General features: G+C 39.5%; 20 protein-coding genes. All 20 read right to left on the bottom strand.

Going from position 1 to position 18,618, the window contains the following annotated elements; genetic code table 11:
• Window positions 1-53: 53 nt before the first annotated feature.
• The 20 genes from LKE05_RS04965 to LKE05_RS04870 all read right to left on the bottom strand — a co-directional run bounded on the left by LKE05_RS04965 (window position 54) and on the right by LKE05_RS04870 (window position 18,523).
• Window positions 54-317, bottom strand: a complete 264-nt coding sequence (locus LKE05_RS04965; RefSeq protein WP_022230813.1) for an HPr family phosphocarrier protein — start codon at window positions 315-317, stop codon at window positions 54-56.
• Window positions 318-493: 176 nt separating this feature from the next.
• On the bottom strand, window positions 494-1,621 hold the full coding sequence (gene recA, locus LKE05_RS04960; protein ID WP_117967864.1) for a recombinase RecA: 1,128 nt from the start codon (window positions 1,619-1,621) through the stop codon (window positions 494-496).
• Between the two features lie 104 nt (window positions 1,622-1,725).
• Window positions 1,726-2,226 (bottom strand): CinA family protein, encoded by a 501-nt coding sequence (locus LKE05_RS04955; protein WP_147514833.1) that lies wholly within the window; start codon window positions 2,224-2,226, stop codon window positions 1,726-1,728.
• A gap of 19 nt (window positions 2,227-2,245) precedes the next feature.
• Entirely contained in the window at window positions 2,246-3,424 is a 1,179-nt protein-coding gene (gene thiI / locus LKE05_RS04950; protein WP_308456137.1) for a tRNA uracil 4-sulfurtransferase ThiI, read from the bottom strand.
• A complete protein-coding gene (locus LKE05_RS04945) occupies window positions 3,425-4,552 on the bottom strand; it encodes a cysteine desulfurase family protein (RefSeq protein ID WP_308456136.1) in 1,128 nt (375 codons plus the stop codon).
• Window positions 4,549-5,157 carry a thiamine diphosphokinase gene (locus LKE05_RS04940; RefSeq protein ID WP_117967858.1) on the bottom strand — a complete coding sequence of 203 codons (609 nt, stop codon included), beginning with the start codon at window positions 5,155-5,157 and terminating at the stop codon, window positions 4,549-4,551. Before LKE05_RS04940 ends, LKE05_RS04945 begins: the two co-directional genes overlap by 4 nt.
• A complete protein-coding gene (gene rpe / locus LKE05_RS04935) occupies window positions 5,157-5,798 on the bottom strand; it encodes a ribulose-phosphate 3-epimerase (RefSeq protein ID WP_147514830.1) in 642 nt (213 codons plus the stop codon). Before rpe ends, LKE05_RS04940 begins: the two co-directional genes overlap by 1 nt.
• Window positions 5,783-6,646 carry a ribosome small subunit-dependent GTPase A gene (gene rsgA, locus LKE05_RS04930; protein WP_147514829.1) on the bottom strand — a complete coding sequence of 288 codons (864 nt, stop codon included), beginning with the start codon at window positions 6,644-6,646 and terminating at the stop codon, window positions 5,783-5,785. The genes rpe and rsgA overlap by 16 nt, the downstream gene beginning before the upstream one ends.
• A gap of 8 nt (window positions 6,647-6,654) precedes the next feature.
• Window positions 6,655-8,823, bottom strand: coding sequence for a Stk1 family PASTA domain-containing Ser/Thr kinase (gene pknB, locus LKE05_RS04925; RefSeq protein WP_308456135.1), 2,169 nt, complete (start codon window positions 8,821-8,823; stop codon window positions 6,655-6,657).
• A complete protein-coding gene (locus tag LKE05_RS04920; RefSeq protein ID WP_022230804.1) occupies window positions 8,813-9,556 on the bottom strand; it encodes a Stp1/IreP family PP2C-type Ser/Thr phosphatase in 744 nt (247 codons plus the stop codon). The genes pknB and LKE05_RS04920 overlap by 11 nt, the downstream gene beginning before the upstream one ends.
• 44 nt (window positions 9,557-9,600) lie before the next feature.
• Window positions 9,601-10,620, bottom strand: a complete 1,020-nt coding sequence (rlmN, locus tag LKE05_RS04915; RefSeq protein ID WP_308456134.1) for a dual-specificity RNA methyltransferase RlmN — start codon at window positions 10,618-10,620, stop codon at window positions 9,601-9,603.
• Window positions 10,621-11,880 (bottom strand): 16S rRNA (cytosine(967)-C(5))-methyltransferase RsmB, encoded by a 1,260-nt coding sequence (gene rsmB / locus LKE05_RS04910; protein WP_308456133.1) that lies wholly within the window; start codon window positions 11,878-11,880, stop codon window positions 10,621-10,623.
• Window positions 11,880-12,569, bottom strand: a complete 690-nt coding sequence (locus tag LKE05_RS04905; RefSeq protein ID WP_308456132.1) for a zinc metallopeptidase — start codon at window positions 12,567-12,569, stop codon at window positions 11,880-11,882. Before LKE05_RS04905 ends, rsmB begins: the two co-directional genes overlap by 1 nt.
• Before the next feature lie 2 nt (window positions 12,570-12,571).
• Complete coding sequence (gene fmt / locus LKE05_RS04900) at window positions 12,572-13,513, bottom strand: methionyl-tRNA formyltransferase (RefSeq protein ID WP_308456131.1); 942 nt, start codon at window positions 13,511-13,513, stop codon at window positions 12,572-12,574.
• A 13-nt stretch (window positions 13,514-13,526) separates the two neighbouring features.
• Window positions 13,527-13,976 (bottom strand): peptide deformylase, encoded by a 450-nt coding sequence (gene def, locus LKE05_RS04895; RefSeq protein ID WP_022230799.1) that lies wholly within the window; start codon window positions 13,974-13,976, stop codon window positions 13,527-13,529.
• A 14-nt stretch (window positions 13,977-13,990) separates the two neighbouring features.
• Window positions 13,991-16,426, bottom strand: a complete 2,436-nt coding sequence (priA, locus tag LKE05_RS04890) for a primosomal protein N' (RefSeq protein WP_308456130.1) — start codon at window positions 16,424-16,426, stop codon at window positions 13,991-13,993.
• Window positions 16,427-16,428: 2 nt separating this feature from the next.
• Entirely contained in the window at window positions 16,429-16,752 is a 324-nt protein-coding gene (gene rpoZ / locus LKE05_RS04885) for a DNA-directed RNA polymerase subunit omega (RefSeq protein ID WP_308456129.1), read from the bottom strand.
• A gap of 19 nt (window positions 16,753-16,771) precedes the next feature.
• Window positions 16,772-17,374: a guanylate kinase gene (gene gmk, locus LKE05_RS04880; protein WP_308456128.1), complete on the bottom strand. Its 603-nt coding sequence runs from the start codon at window positions 17,372-17,374 to the stop codon at window positions 16,772-16,774.
• Entirely contained in the window at window positions 17,367-17,633 is a 267-nt protein-coding gene (locus LKE05_RS04875; RefSeq protein WP_022230795.1) for a DUF370 domain-containing protein, read from the bottom strand. The genes gmk and LKE05_RS04875 overlap by 8 nt, the downstream gene beginning before the upstream one ends.
• Before the next feature lie 11 nt (window positions 17,634-17,644).
• Window positions 17,645-18,523, bottom strand: a complete 879-nt coding sequence (locus tag LKE05_RS04870; RefSeq protein WP_117967594.1) for a YicC/YloC family endoribonuclease — start codon at window positions 18,521-18,523, stop codon at window positions 17,645-17,647.
• Window positions 18,524-18,618: the final 95 nt, after the last annotated feature.

Here is an 18,618-nt window from a genome sequence, read left to right as displayed (position 1 = left end):
AAAAATAACTCTACATAATAATGCAGAGTTATTTTCTTAAATATTATTTAAAATTATTCAGAGAAATTAGATTCAATCAATTCAACCAAAGTCTTAACTGCCTCTTCTTCATCACTACCGTCAGCAATGATTGATATTGATGTACCCTTAACGATACCCAATGAAAGAACTCCCAAAAGACTCTTTGCGTTTACACGTCTTTCGTCTTTCTCAACCCATATGCTTGACTTAAATTCATTTGCTCTTTGAATGAAAAATGTTGCAGGTCTTGCATGCAAGCCTACCGAATTTTGAACTGCCACTTCACTTGAAACCATGAATTGTGCCCCCTGTCTTAAATTTTAATCACATATTTTACCGATATAAATATTATAATTAGCATACTAAAAAATTTGTCCCACGTCAATCCTTTTTATCGTTTTGTAACAATTTTTAGTTATTATTTACTTATCTTTTTATTATTCGGATAATATTTTTGTGAAATAATACACGCTTATTCTTCAGTTGTTTCGGTTGTTTCCGTTTCCGTCGGCTGTTCGCCGTCAGTATTATCACTGTTGTCAGCCTCACTCGGCAAGTATCCGCTGTTATTTTTCAACAATTCTCTAACCTGTCTGTCGATTTCAGCAGTAAATTCTTTGTTCTCAACCATATATTTTCTTACATTGTCACGGCCTTGACCGATTTTTTCACCGTTATAGCTGAACCAAGCACCCGACTTCTTGATAATATTGTTTTCAACTGCAAAGTCAAGAATATTACCTTCTTTTGAAATACCCTCGCCGTACAAAATATCAAATTCGGCAGTTTTAAACGGCGGTGCAACCTTGTTTTTAACAACTTTAACCTTTGTCTTGTTACCGATAAGTTCCGTACCGTTCTTTATAACCTCGCCGCGTCTTACGTCCAATCTTACAGATGAGAAGAACTTTAGTGCACGACCACCCGGAGTTGTTTCGGGATTACCGTACATAACACCAACTTTTTCTCTTAGCTGATTGATAAAGATTACGACCGTACCCGATTTTGAGATAACGGCAGTAAGTTTTCTTAGAGCCTGTGACATAAGTCTTGCCAACAAGCCGACATGGCTGTCACCCATTTCACCGTCAATTTCCGCTTTCGGAACAAGTGCGGCAACAGAGTCGACAACGATTACGTCAAGCGCACCGCTTCGTACAAGTGCCTCGGCAATATCCAAAGCCTGTTCACCCGTATCCGGTTGTGCAACGATTAAATTGTCTATATCAACGCCCAATTTTTTTGCATATACAGGGTCTAAAGCGTGTTCCGCGTCAATAAATGCAGCCTCACCGCCCATTTTCTGTGCCTCTGCCACAACGTGAAGTGCAACGGTTGTCTTACCTGAAGATTCAGGGCCGTATATTTCTATAACTCTGCCTCTCGGAAGTCCGCCTACTCCAAGCGCCATATCAAGCGTCAATGAGCCTGTCGGAATAACTTCAACGTCAACCGAATTTGCGTCGCCGAGTTTCATAATACTTCCTGTACCGTATTCCTTTTCTATAACACTGAATACAGATTCAAGAGCCTTTTTCTTTTCCTCTGCGTCAGTCATTTTTACAACTTTAGGTTTACTCTTATCCTTTTCTTTTGCCATTTATTTTCTCCTTTAAAGTATCACTTATATTTTATACGTCAATTATATTACATAAACACTCTTTTTTCAAGCAGTTTTTAACTCAATGCCGTGCAAAGTACAATTTATTGTACTTTAGTGATATTTTCAATACGGTTTGCGATATTTTCAAACGTAATTTTGCAAGTACCCTCACGAATTTCTTCACGTGTACCGTTTAAATGAAGTTCTTTCACTTCCGTTTCACCCATAACGCATATGCCGACATATACAAGTCCTACCGGCTTTTCTTTCGTTCCGCCTGTCGGGCCTGCTATGCCTGTTATGCCGACAGTAACATCCGCACCTGTGTTTTTTCTGAGTCCATCTGCCATTTCAAAAGCGGTTTCATAACTCACTGCACCGTGTTTTTCCAGCGTTTCGCCCTTGACACCGAGATATTTCATCTTCGCCGAATTTGCGTAAGTCACAAAGCTTTCATTCAAAACCTCCGACGCACCCGAAACATTTGTTATAAGTGCCGCAAAAAGTCCTCCTGTACAGCTTTCAGCCGCCGAAACAGTCATTTTTCTTTCCGCAAGCATTTTTACAACTTTTTCGTTTAAACCGTTTACTTCCGCTTTCATATCAATCACCCAAGCCTTATTATTTAGGATATACTTCTATCTTTTCAACGCCTGCCAAAGCAGCCTCGATAAGTGTTTCAACGTCAAGTCTGCTTTCAGACTTTTCAATATTTACACGTTTCGGATTTGTTGTAGGGTGCTTTGGTGTAAACACTGTACAGCAGTCCTCATACGGTAAAATTGATGTTTCAAATGTACCGATTTCGTGTGCTCTGTCAACTATTTCAATCTTATCCATACCGATAAGCGGCTGCAATACCGGCATATCAACAGCCGAATTTGTAACGTCAAGTGCTGCAAGAGTTTGGCTTGCAACCTGTCCGACGCTCTCGCCTGTTACAAGTGCCAATGATTTATGCTTACGCGCCAATCTTTCCGCAATACGCATCATAAATCTACGCATAACAAGTGTCAAATGTTCTTCAGGGCACTTTTCTGCAATCTGCAACTGTATTTCCGTAAACGGCACGATATACAAATTGATTTTTGATGTATATTGTGCGATTATGCTTGCAAGCTCAATAACCTTTTCTTTTGCTCTCTCACTTGTGTATGGGAATGAGAAAAAGTTTACCGCATCAATTTCAACACCGCGTTTTGAAATCATATGACCTGCAACCGGGCTGTCAATACCGCCCGACAAAAGCAAGGTTGCCTTTGAGCCTGTGCCTATCGGCATACCGCCCTGTCCCTGCACTTTATTTTCATCTGCATAAACGTATGCACCGAAATCTCTGACTTCGACTTTAACCGTAACTTCGGGATTATGAACGTCAACGACTATATTCGGATATTCGTCGTCAAGATAACCGCCGACTTCCATACAAATTTGAGGTGAGTTAAGCGGGAACTGCTTATCCGAACGCTTTGCCTCAACCTTAAATTTAACGCCATCCTTAAAGTCTTTCTTCAAATATTCCTTAGCTTTTGCCTTTATATCCTCAATATCCTTTTCACAAACAACCGCTCTTGTAATTGAAACAATACCGAATATTTTCGACAATCTTTCCACTACAATATCCATTTTATCCTCATCGAAAACTTCGACATAAATTGTAGCCTGTGCAAGTCTTGCCTTTACCTCCGCCACATTTTTCAGTGAATTTCTGATGTTGTTCATCAATATATTTTCAAACTTCGGACGATTACCGCCCTTTAATATAATTTCTCCGTATTTTGCAAGAATAATCTCTTTCATTTACATAAATCTCCTTATTGTCGCAACCTCTTTTGCAATAATTTCTGCCGCTTTTATAACGTCCTCTTCTTCTGTCAATCTGTCAAAACTGATTCTCACCGCACCGTTAATTTCTTTTTTATCAAGACCCATAGCCGTAAGTACATGGCTCGGCTGCGGTTTGTGGCTTGAACAAGCCGAACCTGTTGAAACGTATATTTTATGTGCCTCAAGCGAATGAAGAAGTATTTCAGCCTTTATGCCGATAAACGATACGTTTAAAACACTGCCGGAATTATATTCGTCAGAGCCGTTTATTTTAATATTCGGTATTTCTTGAAGTTTTTCTTTCATTATATTTCTCAAATGTATAAGTTTTGATTGGTCGGTGTCACATTCAGCAGCCGCCGCGCCGAATGCAAGTATACTGCCTACATTTTCCGTACCCGGTCTTATTTCACCCTGTTGTTCACCGCCGAACAATATCGGACGTATCATTCTTGTATCTGCTACATACAATGCACCCGTACCTTTAAAGCCGTGAATTTTATGGCTGCTTATCGTAACAAGGTCCGCACCCATTTTTTTCGGTTTCACATCTATTTTACCAAACGACTGCACACAGTCAGTATGAAGATGTGCATAAGGTGCTTTTTCAAGCATAATTTCTCTTATTTCTTCAATCGGCTGAATAACGCCTGTTTCATTATTGACGTGCATAACGCTTATAAGTATCGTTTCATCATCAAGAACGTTTCTAAGCATATCAAGGTCTACTCTGCCTTCACTGTCAACGTCAAGATACTCAACATTAAATCCGTCAATTTCAAGTTTTCTAAATGCCTCAAGTACAGACGGATGTTCGATTTTGCTCGTAACAATTTTTGTACCGATTTTGTGACGTGCCGCCGCAACGCCGAAAACAGCCAAATTATTCGCCTCGGTACCGCCCGATGTAAACAAAATATTTTTACTTTCAACACCAAGCATATCGGCAATATTTTTTTTGCTTTCGTTTATGAGTTTTTCCGCCTCAATACCCAAACCGTGAAGCGACGACGGATTACCGAAACATTCCGCTGCCTTAATCATTGCATCAACTGCCGCTTTTGACGGTTTTGTTGTTGCCGCATTATCAAGATATATCATACTCTTTCCACCTTTATTACCAATGCCATTCCGCTTTTTATTGTAATATTGCATTTATCCGCAAGCATAATATTGCTTATGCCGCGGCTGCTGCCGAAATACAAAGTTTCGTCATTCAACGGATATTCAAGTCCGTCTGTCGTTATTCCGACCGCATTATCCTTTATCGGAATTATAGACAGAGTTTGTCCTGTTTTTCCGTTTAACGACAATTTATCTTTTAACAAATAAATTTCATTATTATCGTCTATAAGCACACCGTTTTTACACTTTTCAAGCAATAAAATATCCGCTATACTGTGGTCAAAACGGTCGCCTGTCATGGCGATAAGGACTATGTCTTCATATCCATTATCCACCGCGTAAGCTACCGCAAGTTCACCGTCTGTAAAATCCTTGCGTTTTGGATATTCAATTCTGTCCTTAACTTTTTCAAAATTCTTTGCCGAATCAAAATCACCTATAAGCACATCAGGCACTATCCCCATTTTTTCCGCATGGTTATAGCCACCGTCGGCACATATTATAAAATCATTGTCATTGATTTTGCTTTTTATATATTGATAGTCTTTTATATCACCGTTACCGATTATTACCGCACGCATTATCTCATAAGACTCCTTACAGAGCCCTCAATATCGTCATTAAACACAGCCGTTCCCGCAACAATTATATTTGCGCCTGCATTAATCGCATTGTCAATATTGTTTGCATTAATTCCGCCGTCAACTTCAATATCAAAGTCACTACCCATTTTTTCACGAATATACGCAATCTTTTCATTAACGCTTTCAATATATTTCTGACCGCCGTAACCCGGCTCAACGCTCATAACAAGCACCATATCGACTTTATCAAAGTACTTTTCAATCGCCGATACAGGTGTTTTCGGATTAATCGAAATCGCCGCTTTTTTACCTCTATTCTGTATCATTTCAATACATTCTTTCGGCTTATCGGTTGCCTCGATATGAAAAGTAACACCGTCCGCACCGGCATTGATAAATTCATCAATATATCTTTCCGGCTTATCTATCATAAGATGTACATCAAAAAACATATCTGTATACTTGCGTAATGACTTTATAACAGGCATTGCAAAAGTCATATTCGGAACAAAATGTCCGTCCATAACATCAATATGCAACCACTGTGCTCCCGCGTTCTCTGCCCTTTTTACCTGCTCGGCAAGTATACCGAAATCTGCCGACAATATAGACGGTGATAATATCATTTCTTTTTCCATTCCTTTACTGATTTTAGTTTATTGTATATTTGAGTATAGCTGTCGTATCGTGACTGAGCCATTTCTCCGTTTTCAAGCTTTTCTTTTATATAGCAATCAGGCTCGTTTATATGTGAGCATCCTCTGAAACGGCATTTATTTTGAGAGTCCGCCATTTCGGGAAAATACTGCCACAAATCGTCAGCCTTTATATTTTCAATTTCAAGTGAACTGAAACCGGGTGTATCAAGTACAAAACCTCCGCTTTCAAGTTCAAACAATTCAACGTGACGCGTCGTATGTTTTCCGCGGCTTATTTTTTCGGAAATACTTCCCGTTTCAAGCTCTCCGTTTGTGATAATACTCAAAAGACTCGACTTACCAACTCCCGAAAGTCCCGCAAATGCAGTCGTCTTATCCTTCAAATAACCCATAAGCAAATCCGTGCCGTCTTGTCTTTCGGCACTTACAGAAAATATTTTATATTTGGCTTTTGAATATATTTCTTCTATATCCTCACGTTTTTTTATATCTGTTTTATTAATGCAAATAACAGGAGTTATATTATTAATTTCCGCATTTATAAGCATTTTGTCTATCAAAAACAAATTCGGCTCCGGTGACGCCGCCGCAACGACAAGCATCATTGTATCAACATTTGCAACCGGCGGTCTTATAAGCGACGATTTTCTCGGCATTATTTCAATAATACTGCCTTTTTCGCCGTCCGTTTCAATATTCACCTTATCGCCAATCATAGGTGTTATCTTTTCCTTGCGAAAAATTCCCCTTGCTTTACATTCGTATATGCTATCAGAGGCCTTTACATAGTAAAAGCCTCCAATACCTTTCATTATAGTTCCAACCATAATTACCTCTAATTAAAGTTTATTGTTCTGTCACTTACCTTACTTCCGTCTATATAAGCCTGAACTTCCGCAGTTCCCGAGCCTGTAATTTCAACCGATACAGTGCCTTCGTCCTTTGAGTGAACTGCATTATGAACTGTTTTTCCGTTTGCTACAATTTCAACATCAACCGAATCATCTGCAGTGTCCGGAATTTTTACAGTGAAAGTTCTTGTTGATGTTTGGTTTGATGAACCCGAATCACTGTTTGAACTGTCAGATGTGTTTGAACTTGAATTGTCGTTGCTTGATGTGTTTGAATTGCTTGAACTGTTTTGGTTTGTGCTTGCATTGTTTTGTTCATTTTTTGTCTGTGATGAATTATTTTGTTCCGCTTGTTGATTTGATTGATCTGCCTGAGCTTCTTCACCCTTTGAAAGTACAATGCTTACATATGAGCCTTTATTCGCAGTCTTGCCAAGTTCAGGACTTTGCGAAATAACAGTTCCCTCTTGTGCCGAAGACGCTTTTCTTGAAACGTTACCGAGATTTAATCCGTTTGCTTTAAGTGTTGCCTCTGCCTGTTCTCTGCCCAAACCGATTATGCTCGGAACTGATACTCTTTCAGCTGCAGGAGTAGCTTGCGCACTGCTTTCTCCCTTACCTTTGCTGACGTGGATATTTATAATATCGTCTTTGTTAAGCTTTGTTCCGCCCAAAGGTGTCTGACGAATTACATATCCCGACGGTACATCATCAGATTCTTCCTCAACAACCGTATAGTTAAGCTCAAGTTCAAGAATTTCCGAAATAGCCTCATCAAACTGTTTTCCCGTAACATCAGGCGCTACAATATCACCGCCCGATGAACCTATTGAAACTATAAGTTTTACATCAGAATTTTTTGCCACAATCTTTTTGGCTGTAGGATCTTGCGAAATTACGCAGTTTTCCGCAACCGTATCCGAAAGCGAATATTCGATTTCATCAGCCAAATGAAGTCCTGCCTTTTCAATTTCCGCAGTTGCCGCTTCAACAGTCATATTTTTAAGATCAGGCACAATCGCCTCTTTACGCATATTTATAAAGAAAAATGTTCCGAGTACTATAAGCAAAATAACCGCTGCCGTTGAAATTGCAAGAACAACAGCAATCCTGTCCTCTTTCTTCTGCTTTTTATTCTTTTTCTTTACTGCTTTTTTACGTTTTGTACGACCTCTTGCAGGAAGTTCCTCTTCATAAGGTTCTTCCTCCTCTACCGTTTCCGGCACATCAAGATTATCGTCAAAATCACTTTCGTCGTCATACGCATAATCTTCCTGCGGTGTGACTTCTTCATATACATCATCGCGGCTCGGAAGCGGCTCATCTGCAAGTACAGCATGAAGATCGTCAACAAATTCCTGTACATTTTGGTATCTGTTACTTTGTTCTTTTGAAATTGCTTTCATTGTAACATATGCCAAATCAGTCGGTATATCAAGATTTACGCATTTAACGTTTACAGGTTCTTTTTCAAGGTGCATAAGTGCTACGCTCACAGGAGTATCACCGTCAAAAGGAACTTTTCCGGTAAGCATTTCGTAAAGCACAATACCAAGTGAATATATATCACTTCTTGCGTCCGTAAATCCGCCTCTTGCCTGTTCAGGCGAAATATAATGCACCGAACCCAAAGCACTTCCGCCGACAACGGTAGTTTCTCCCGCAACAGCTCTGGCAATACCGAAGTCCGTTACTTTCAAAGTTTTGTCCTTTGTCATAAGAATATTTTGAGGTTTAATATCGCGATGTATTATATTAATAGAATGTGCCTCGCTTATACCTTGTCCGATCTGAATAGCAAAGTCGCAGGCCTCCTGCCAAGGAAGTGCACCCTTTTGCTTTATGTATTCTTTAAGTGTAATGCCGTCAACGTATTCCATAACCATATAATTAAGCCCGTTTTCTTCGCCGACATCGTAAACAGACACAATGTTATTGTGTACCAAGCTCGCCGATGACTGAGCCTCTTTTATAAAGTTTGAAACAACCTGTTCTTCACCCTCAAGCGAATCACGAAGTATTTTTATCGCAACATATCGGTTTAAAAGCGTATCTTTCGCCTTATAAACTGTAGCCATACCGCCGGTACCGATTTTTTCAAGCATATCATATCTATTTCCAAGTGTTATTCCAACTAAATTATCACTGTTCATTATCACATTTCTCCCTTTCCAAAGCCACAATGGTAATATTATCTCCGCCGCCTCGTTCATTTGCAAGTGCTACAAGTTCTTCCGCACTTTTCTGAAGGTTGCTTTTATTTTTAATATATGTTCTGATTTCATCGTCCTCTACGAAATTTGTAAGGCCGTCAGAGCATAGCACAAGAGTTTCACCGTTATAAGGTTTAATCGAAATATCTACTTTTACGGTGTCCTCTGCACCCATAGCACGCGTTATGTAGTTCTTTTTAGGGTGATTTTTTGCCATTTCGGGACTTATTTCACCTCTTGATACAAGTTCCTGTACATAGGAATGGTCTTTTGTTATCTGTTTGATTTCGTCACCTATCATATAGGCTCGTGAATCTCCGACGTGTGCCGTAATAATTTTGTTTTGATAAATCATTGCAAGCGTCGCAGTTGTTCCCATTCCCATTACTTTATAATGATTCTTTGCATAATTATATATGATACTGTTCGCCGATATAAACGCCTGACGTATAACTTCTCCTGCCTCTACATAGTCGAGTTCGGTATCAAGATTTTTTTCTAAGTGGTTTTCTATAATATCGACAACCATCATACTTGCGACTTCACCGGCTTGATGACCGCCCATTCCGTCCGCAACAACTGCGTAAGGGAACGTGTCGCTTTCATTTACGTAATAATTGTCCTCATTAATTTTTCTGTGCATTCCTATATCGGTAACCGCACCAAACTGCATTTTGAAAATCACCTCATTTCACTAAAGAATTATAGTTTTTGATATTATATCACTTTTTTTCTCAGTTGTCCACAGGAAGCTGATATATCTGAGCCGAGTTCACGTCTTACTGTCGCATTTATACCAAGATGTGTCAATTTTTCTTGGAACGCTCTTATATCGTCATTACTTCCTTTTTCAAAATTTCTTTCTTCAACTTTATTTACAGGTATAAGATTTATATGCCCATGCAGGTCACGGACAAGATTTGCCAGTTCCTCTGCATTTGCCATACTGTCATTTACACCGTGAATAAGAGAATATTCAAAACTGATACGTCTGTTTGTCGTCTTTACATATTCTCTGCAAGCCGTCAATAATTCTTCAATATCGTATTTATGATTTACAGGCATTATACTGTCACGAATTTCATTGTTAGGCGCGTGCAGAGATATTGTCAGCGTTATAGGAAGTTTTTCCTTTGCCAACGCGTATATCCCCGGCACAACACCGCAGGTTGACAGTGAAATGTGTCTGTATCCTATGTTAAGTCCTTTTTCATGGTTTACATTGTGCAAAAACTTTATGACGTTATCGAAATTGTCAAGCGGCTCGCCTATACCCATCATAACAATATTGCTTATACGCTCGCCGACGTCTTTTTGTGCAAAAATAACTTGATTAAGTATTTCACCCGGCGTTAAACTTCTGTAAAGTCCGCCTATCGTTGACGCACAAAAACGACAACCCATTCTGCAGCCGACTTGACTTGATATACAAATCGTAAGTCCGTGATGATAACGCATAACAACGCTTTCTATACAATTTCCGTCCGGAAGTTCAAAGAGATATTTTACAGTACCGTCTATTTTCGATACATATTTTTCTCTGATTTTAAGCGTTGAAACATACGTTTCTTTTTCGAGTTTTTCCCTTGTTGCCTTTGACAGGTTCGTCATTTCATCATAGTTTTCCACGCCTTTATGAAGCCATGAAAAAATCTGCTCGGCTCTGAATTTCTTCTCGCCGACGGATGTAAGATATTCAATTAATTCATCATATTCAAAATCTTTTAAATCAATCATTTACTTAATCCTTTTCATCTTACAGATATAAAATCCGTCTGTGTTATCTATATGCGGATAAAATGTCTTTTCAAATACTTTTTCAAAATTTTCGTTATCCGCCGTAAAGCTGTCTGTAACAGCCTCATTTTCTTCTTTTTCAATCGTACACGTTGAATAAACAATCTCACCGTTTATTTTAAGATATTTTGACGCATTGTCAAGTATCTGTCTTTGAATTTTCGGTAAATCGTTATCCTCTGCCCTGTTCCACTTTATTTCGGGCTTTCGTCCGATTATTCCCAAACCCGAACACGGAACATCACAAAGTATTTTATCTGCCGTATTTATCATACTTTCGTCTATTTTACAGCCGTCCGAAAGTTTAGGTTCGATTATCGTTATTCCGAGCCTTTCGGCATTCTTTTTTATAAGCTCTATTTTATGTTCGTGTACGTCAAAGGCATATATTTTGCCTTTGTTGTTCATCAATTCCGCAATATGCGTTGTCTTTCCGCCCGGTGCGGCACACATATCAATCACTGTGTCACCCTCACACGGTGCAAGCACTTTTGCGGTCTGCATCGCGGCTGAATCCTGTATTGTGTAATATCCGTCATTATATAAACTGTCCGCCGAAATGTCAAATCCGTCCGACACTATATAACCGTCATAAACTTCGGCATTTATTCCGTTGTCGTTAAACTTCTTGCAAAGTTCATCTGCCGTTATCTTTAGTCTGTTCGGTCGAATATTAAGTCTTTTTTCCATGCCGAAACTTTCAATCAATTTTTCGGTAAAATCATATCCGAATTCATCAATCCACTTTTCACAAAGCCACATCGGGAACGAATATTTGACAGATAAATATTCTGTTTTATCGGACGGATATTCGATTTCTGTTTTCGACACATTTCTCAAAAGTCCGTTTACAAATCCTGCCGATGCACCGTGACCGTATCTTCTTGCCAGCTTTACACTTTCATTCACTGCGGCACTTGTCGGCACTTTATCCATAAACATTATCTGATATATTCCCATTCTCAAAATTATAAGAATGTACTTCGATATTTTTTTCAATTTTATCTTTGAAAACTTTCCTATAACATAATCAAGAGTCAATTTTCTGTCTGTGACGCCGTAAACAAGATTGGAAATAAACGCCTTATCCTGTTTTGGCATATCCGTTTTCAAAGCTTTTTTCAATGCCATATTTGAATATGCTCCGTTAAATTCAACGTCGTATATTACTTTCATTGCAATTTCTCTTGCGTTACTCATTAATCTCTCCTACGATTTGCCAATAAAACAAGTCTTAAAAATTGAAGTGCCGTTGACGCAACCGCCGCAACATATGTCATAGCCGCCGCCGTAAGTGTTTTTCTTGCACCTGTAAGCTCATCACCCTCAAGTAAGTACATACTTTCAAGAGTTTTCATTGCACGTCTTGACGCATTGATTTCAGTCGGCAATGTTACAAGCTGAAATACAAGCACCGCACCGAAAAGTATCGCACCGACCATTGCCAGTCTGCCAAGTCCAAGTATAAGTCCGATTATGAAAATCGGCATTGAAAGCATGTTGCAGACATTTACTATCGGCACAATTCCGTTACGAATTTTTATCGGAACGTATCCTACTTGATGCTGAACCGCGTGACCGCATTCATGTGCCGCAACACCTATTGCGGCTACCGATGTAGAATTATATGTTGAATCCGACAGTCTTATGACGTTTTCATTCGGGCTGTAGTGGTCTGTAAGGTCGCCCGAAACGTGTTCAATTCTTATATTCTGAAGTCCGTTTGCATCAAGAATTTGTCTTGCCGCACTTGCCGCGGTAATTCCTCTTGAACTTCTTACATCATTGTATTTACTGAAAGTCGATTTAACACCCATTGACGCAAACAATGTAAGTAAAAATGCAATTATTACAAGTACATACGTTGGGTCAAAATAATAGCTGAACATAATTACTCCTTTCCGAGTACAACTCCTAATTCAATTTCATGTCCTCTTGCATAATCTTCAACATTCATTTTTTTACTGTTTGGGAACTGTGCCGTTACAATGTACAATGTTCCCTCACCGCAAGAAATTTTAAGTCCTTTTCCCTTTTCAAGTGCAAGTATCTCTCCCGCCTCTTTATCCGAATTTTCATCACAAACTCTTGCGGAAACAATTTTTAAAATTCCGTCTTTATATTTTGTGCAAGCAAGCGGCCACGAATTCATACCACATATCAGTTTTGAAATTTCACGAGCCGATTTGCTCCAATCTATAACTCCCGTTTCTCTTGAAATCATAGGCGCATATGTATGCTCCTTATCATTTTGCGGAGTAGGTGTTATACTGCCTTTTTCAAGTCCGTCTATTGTTTTTAAAAGCAAGTCGCCGCCTATTACGGCTAAACGGTCAAATAATTCTTCTGCCGTTTCATATTCGCCGATTTTGGTTTCCGCTTTTAAAAGCATATCACCCGTGTCAAGTCCGCTGTCCATTTTCATCGTTGTAACGCCGGTAACCTTTTCGCCGTTTATAATCGCCCACTGAATAGGTCCCGCACCTCTGTACTTCGGCAAAAGTGACGCGTGTACATTAATACAGCCGTATTTCGGATAATCTATTATATAATCAGGCAAAATTTTGCCGTATGCAACAACGACAATAAGCTCCGGTTTCAGTTTGTCAAGAACAGGCTGAAGTTCACCGTTTCTCAGTTTTTCGGGCTGATATATATTTTCTATACCTGCCTCAAGTGCCGCCGCCTTAACATCAGTCGGTACAAGTTTATGTCCTCTGCCTTTCGGTCTGTCCGGCTGAGATACAACACCCACAACATCAAGACCTGCGTCTGTCATAGCTTTAAGGCTCGCCGCCGCAAAATCGGGTGTACCCATAAATAAAATTCTCATTCAACCATCTCCGTTAGTCAATAAATCTAATTACTCTGTCCAAGAACAATTTACCGTCAAGGTGTTCAATTTCGTGACAAAAAGCTCTTGCCAAGAGTTCCTTACCTGTGATTTTAAACCACTTGCCGTCCCTGTCCTGTGCTTTTACGGTTACGACATTCGGTCTTGTAACCTCGCCGAACACTCCGGGTACGCTAAGACAGCCTTCGCTGCCGGTCTGTTCTCCGCTTTCTTCTACTATTTCAGGGTTTATAAGTTCAATTTTACCGTCACCGACATCTATGACAACCGCACGTTTCAGTATTCCCACTTGCGGAGCTGCAAGTCCGACACCGTCACGGCTTTGCATTGTTTCATACATATCGTCAAGAAGTATATGAAGTTTTTCGTCAAACTTCACTACAGCTTTGCATTTCTTATAAAGGATTTCATCGCCTTTTTCCCTTATTTCTCTGATTGCCATTATGTTTCCCCTCTCTAATTTATCATACCGGGTGATTTGTCTATTATTATCGCCACATCCGAAAATTCCTTGTTTTTTCTGCATGTCATTTCAGCTTGTGAAAGTATCTCACCCAAGTTATCGTCATCTTCGCATTTAAAAATAATCTGCCATCTGTATTTGTTTTTTATTTTTGAAATATATGACGGCACAGGCCCTAAAATCTGTATTTTCTGTGATATATTCTGTGTTTTTTCGGCAGTGTTTAAAAAATATTTTGCCGTTTTCGCAACAATATTTTCAACATTGCCTTGAAAATGCACACTCACTATTTTACAAAACGGCGGATACCACATAAGCTTTCGTTTTGCAATTTCCTTATCGTAAAAAGTTCTGTAATTGTGACTTTTTACAAGGCTCACCGCCTCATGTTCGGGCGTATACGTCTGAATAACGGCTCTGCCCTCTTTACTTCCTCTGCCGGCACGTCCCGAAACTTGTTCAAGCATTGCAAAAGTTCTCTCACAGCTTCGGTAATCGTTAATATTGAGCATTGTATCTGCCGTTATAACTCCGACAAGCGTTACATTTTCAAAATCAAGTCCTTTTGCCACCATTTGCGTACCGATAAGAATATCGATTTTATCTTTTTCAAACTTCTGCAAAATCTTCTCGTGCGACTGCTTTTTACCCGTTGTATCCATATCCATTCTGACAGTTGTCGCATTTGGGAACAGACGGTTTAATTCGTCCTCCACCTTTTGCGTACCGCCGCCGAAATAACGTATATAATTACTTCCGCATTTCGGACAAAGCTTATAATTCGGTCGTTCATATCCGCAGTAGTGGCACTTTAATTTATCCTCAAATTTATGATATGTAAGCGATATGTTGCAATTCGGACAATGCGGTACATATCCGCAACTGCGACACGAAACAAATGTAGAAAATCCACGCCTGTTAAGAAACAAAATTGTCTGTTCACCGCGTTTTAAATTTTCTTCGATTTCGTTATACAATTTACCCGAAAGCATACTTTTATTGCCCTTTTCCAACTCGCTGCGCATATCAATAACCGATATTTCGGGCATTTTATTTTTATTGTATCTTGTATTCATTTCAAGCAACTTATATTCGCCTGTCTGTGCTTTGTAATAGCTTTCAACAGACGGCGTTGCCGACGCCAAGACAACCGCCGCACCAAACTGACTTGCTCTGAATATTGCCGTTTCGCGTGCATGGTATCTCGGTGACATATCCGACTTATAAGTATCGGAATGTTCCTCATCCATTATTATAACGCCGATATTTTTAAGCGGTGTAAAAATCGCACTTCTTGCACCGATTACAATATCAGCCTCACCGTCACGAATTTTCTTCCATTGGTCATATCTTTCACCGGCGGACAAACCGCTGTGAAAAATAGCAACTCTGCCGCCGAATCGCGACATAAATCTTGAAACCATCTGCGGTGTAAGCGATATTTCGGGTACAAGCATAATCGCACTTTTACCCATATTTATCACATTTTCAATCGTCTGCATAAAAACTTCGGTTTTACCGCTGCCTGTCACACCGTGCAGAAGATATATTCCTCCGTCACCCGATTTTACGGAATTTGTGATTTCATCTATCGCGTATTCCTGTTCCGGTGTCGGAACCATCTTTTCTGTTTTCTCAAAAACTCTGTTCCAATACGGATCACGTTCAACCGTCATATCAAACACATTGACAAGATTTTTCTTTTCAAGCGCTTTTACGGTACTGTGTGAGCCGTTTGTGAATTTCTGCAAATCGGCAAGAGAAACATACTCGTTTTCGCTTAGCACTTCAAGCATTTTTGCTTGAACAGGTGCTTTTCTGCGTAAATTTTCGGCACTTTCAAGTGCTGTTTCTCTGTCACATATAAGCTTTACACATTTAATTTTTTTATCCTTAATATCAACCGATTGTCTGTATTCCTTTTTTAAAGTACCCTCTTTAATCATTGCACGGACTTGATTTTGTATATCAACTCCGCACATTTCTTTAAGTTCTTTAAATTCCATACTCCCGCCGTTATCGGTAAGTATTTCCGTAATACGTCGGCGTATCTCCGACTTTTCCTCACTTTTATTTTCAAGAATAATCCATTCTTTCGTTTTAAGTGCCGTACCTGAAGGAACAATCGTATGAATTATATCAAGGTATGATGCAAGATATTTTTTATGCATCCACTCGATAAGTTCAAGCATATCTTCGTCAAAGCCTATCGAATCATTTGCCGTTCTTATTATGGATTTAAGACGTTTACTGTCACTTGTATCCGCAGTGCCGACACAAAATCCCTCAATTTCTCTGTTACCGGAAGAAAACGGAACAAGCACTCTGCTGCCTATTTTAATTTTGTCTTCAAGTTCTTTCGGGACAAGATAATCAAAAGGTTTATCAACTTGCTTTGACTTATTATCCACAATAATTTTTGCTATCATTATTATTCGTTATCTTCTGTATCGTCTTCTGCAACTTCGATTTCTTCCGGCTGTACGTCATCATTACTGTTTAGAGAAAGAATAGCCGCAGCCTTTTCGTCCTCCCAAGCCTTTGCACGCTTGATAGCCTCTGAGCGAACATAGCCTACTTTTCCCTCTACGATTTCCTCTGCCGCAACTGATACAGGTTTTTCATCGCCGTATGCGTCCATATCGTGCATACGTTCTTCACCAATCATTCTCGCACGTTTTGCCGCCATTGTAACAAGTGTATAACGGCTGTCCACACACTTTGAAAGATCCGAAATTCCAGGTTTAATCATCATAATAATATTCCTCCAGTAATCAATAATTTTCAGCTAATAATTTATCAACAAGGTTACGCTTTTGAACCTTATCACGCATTGTTTCTTCGACTTCACGAACACACTCGCCAAGTTCGTCGTTTACGAATATACAGTCATATTTCGTCGACTGAGATAATTCCCATTTTGCCGCCTCAAGTCGTTCTTCTATTTGTTCTGCCGTTTCACGGCCTCTGTCCTCAAGTCGCTGTTTTAAAACTTTCATTGACGGCGGTGCTATAAACATAAGTACTGCCTCTTCAAAAAGTTTCTTAACTTTAAGTGCGCCTTGCGGTTCGATTTCAAGCAAAACGTTTTTGCCGCCGTCAAGCATATCTTCAACAGTCTTTTTCGGAGTACCGTAATAATTGCCGCTGTACATAGCATATTCAAGCATTTCTCCGTTGTCTATCATCTTCTTAAAGTTTTCCACCGTTGTATAATTATATGTCACGCCGTCGGTTTCACCTTTGCGTTTTTCTCTCGTTGTTGACGATACGGACAAAAATACGTCGTTATTTTCATTTGCAAGAAGTTCATTACAAATCGTTCCTTTGCCCGTTCCCGACGGTCCGGACATTACAAAAAGTACACCTCTACTCATCGCCTTTAACGCTCTCCTCTCCTGTATCACCGCTAAGTCTGCCTGATACCGTTTCCGTCTGCAAAGCCGACAGAACAATATGGTCGGAATCGGTTACTATAACGGCTCTTGTTCTTCTGCCGTATGTTGCGTTTATAAGATTACCCTTATCCTCCGCCTCACGAATTATACGTTTAATCGGTGCGGACTCTGGACTTACAACTGCCACAACACGTTCGGCATTAACCATGTTTCCAAAGCCTATATTTATAAGTTTCATTATATCACCTGTTATTCAATATTTTGAATTTGCTCTCTTAATTTTTCAATTTCACCCTTTAGCGTTACAACGGTTTTGGCGATTTCAATATCACTTGCCTTTGAACCGATTGTATTTACTTCACGGTTAATTTCCTGAATTAAGAAATCAAGCTTTCTGCCTGCCGGCGAACCGCTGTTTATTATAGTGTCAAATTCTTCAAAGTGACTGCCAAGTCTTACCGTTTCCTCATTTACTGCCACTTTATCGGCATAAATTGCAACTTCGGTAAGTATTCTTGCTTCGTCTATTTCTTTACCGTCAAGAACTTCTTTAATCTTTTCGTAAAGTTTGTCACTGTATTCCTTAACAGTCTGCGGTGAACGCTCATCTACTTCCTTGACAAGTGTACGCATATAGTCAATTCGCTCGCACAAGTCCTTTTGTATTCTCTCACCCTCACGCTCACGCATTGCGATAAAGTCGCTAAGTGCGCCGTCAAGAACGGTTTTAACCGTATTCCACAGAGCCTCCTCATCTTCTTCAACTCTTTCGGTTGAGAAAATGTCCGGATTTGACGCAACGTTTGATACTGTTATATCGTCCTTTAATCCGAATTCATCTCTAAGTTGGTATAAAACATCTATGTAATTTTTTGCGATTTCCTTATTTAATGTAATCTGCTTGTCGGCAGTTTCGTAGTTCTCTACATTAAGGTATATATCAACCTTACCGCGAGTTATACTTGACGATACATACTTTCTGATTTTATCTTCCAAAAAGCCAAGATGTCTTTGCACTTTTATATTGTAATCCGAATATCTGTGATTTACCGATTTTATCTCCACAAGTATCTTTTTTCCTTCTGTTACGGCCTCTCGTCTGCCGTATCCGGTCATACTTTTCAGCATAGCACGTTCTCCCGTCTAATATATTATATAGGCATATTAACCCATTATTTTTTTATTATACCACAAGTTCTTGTATTTGAACAGTCTTATTTTAA

Origin of the sequence: Hominilimicola fabiformis (assembly GCF_020687385.1) — a bacterium.
GTDB classification, from domain to species: Bacteria; Bacillota; Clostridia; order UBA1381; family UBA1381; genus Hominilimicola; species Hominilimicola fabiformis.
The sequence above is the reverse complement of the archived record's forward strand: the minus strand, read 5'-3'. Positions and strand labels throughout refer to the sequence as shown.

Excerpts from the sequence above, each read along its gene's own strand:
- rlmN (WP_308456134.1), bottom strand. The coding sequence starts at position 10,620 with ATGATTGATTTAAAAGATTTTGAATATGATGAATTAATTGAATATCTT.
- LKE05_RS04945 (WP_308456136.1), bottom strand. The coding sequence starts at position 4,552 with ATGATATATCTTGATAATGCGGCAACAACAAAACCGTCAAAAGCGGCA.
- recA (WP_117967864.1), bottom strand. The coding sequence starts at position 1,621 with ATGGCAAAAGAAAAGGATAAGAGTAAACCTAAAGTTGTAAAAATGACT.
- def (WP_022230799.1), bottom strand. The coding sequence starts at position 13,976 with ATGGCAATCAGAGAAATAAGGGAAAAAGGCGATGAAATCCTTTATAAG.
- LKE05_RS04905 (WP_308456132.1), bottom strand. The coding sequence starts at position 12,569 with ATGTTCAGCTATTATTTTGACCCAACGTATGTACTTGTAATAATTGCA.
- pknB (WP_308456135.1), bottom strand. The coding sequence starts at position 8,823 with ATGAACAGTGATAATTTAGTTGGAATAACACTTGGAAATAGATATGAT.
- LKE05_RS04940 (WP_117967858.1), bottom strand. The coding sequence starts at position 5,157 with ATGCGTGCGGTAATAATCGGTAACGGTGATATAAAAGACTATCAATAT.
- fmt (WP_308456131.1), bottom strand. The coding sequence starts at position 13,513 with ATGAGAATTTTATTTATGGGTACACCCGATTTTGCGGCGGCGAGCCTT.
- thiI (WP_308456137.1), bottom strand. The coding sequence starts at position 3,424 with ATGAAAGAGATTATTCTTGCAAAATACGGAGAAATTATATTAAAGGGC.
- rpe (WP_147514830.1), bottom strand. The coding sequence starts at position 5,798 with ATGGAAAAAGAAATGATATTATCACCGTCTATATTGTCGGCAGATTTC.
- LKE05_RS04870 (WP_117967594.1), bottom strand. The coding sequence starts at position 18,523 with ATGCTGAAAAGTATGACCGGATACGGCAGACGAGAGGCCGTAACAGAA.
- rsgA (WP_147514829.1), bottom strand. The coding sequence starts at position 6,646 with ATGGTTGGAACTATAATGAAAGGTATTGGAGGCTTTTACTATGTAAAG.
- rsmB (WP_308456133.1), bottom strand. The coding sequence starts at position 11,880 with ATGAGTAACGCAAGAGAAATTGCAATGAAAGTAATATACGACGTTGAA.
- LKE05_RS04920 (WP_022230804.1), bottom strand. The coding sequence starts at position 9,556 with ATGCAGTTTGGTGCGGTTACCGATATAGGAATGCACAGAAAAATTAAT.
- rpoZ (WP_308456129.1), bottom strand. The coding sequence starts at position 16,752 with ATGATGATTAAACCTGGAATTTCGGATCTTTCAAAGTGTGTGGACAGC.
- LKE05_RS04965 (WP_022230813.1), bottom strand. The coding sequence starts at position 317 with ATGGTTTCAAGTGAAGTGGCAGTTCAAAATTCGGTAGGCTTGCATGCA.
- gmk (WP_308456128.1), bottom strand. The coding sequence starts at position 17,374 with ATGAGTAGAGGTGTACTTTTTGTAATGTCCGGACCGTCGGGAACGGGC.
- LKE05_RS04875 (WP_022230795.1), bottom strand. The coding sequence starts at position 17,633 with ATGAAACTTATAAATATAGGCTTTGGAAACATGGTTAATGCCGAACGT.
- priA (WP_308456130.1), bottom strand. The coding sequence starts at position 16,426 with ATGATAGCAAAAATTATTGTGGATAATAAGTCAAAGCAAGTTGATAAA.
- LKE05_RS04955 (WP_147514833.1), bottom strand. The coding sequence starts at position 2,226 with ATGAAAGCGGAAGTAAACGGTTTAAACGAAAAAGTTGTAAAAATGCTT.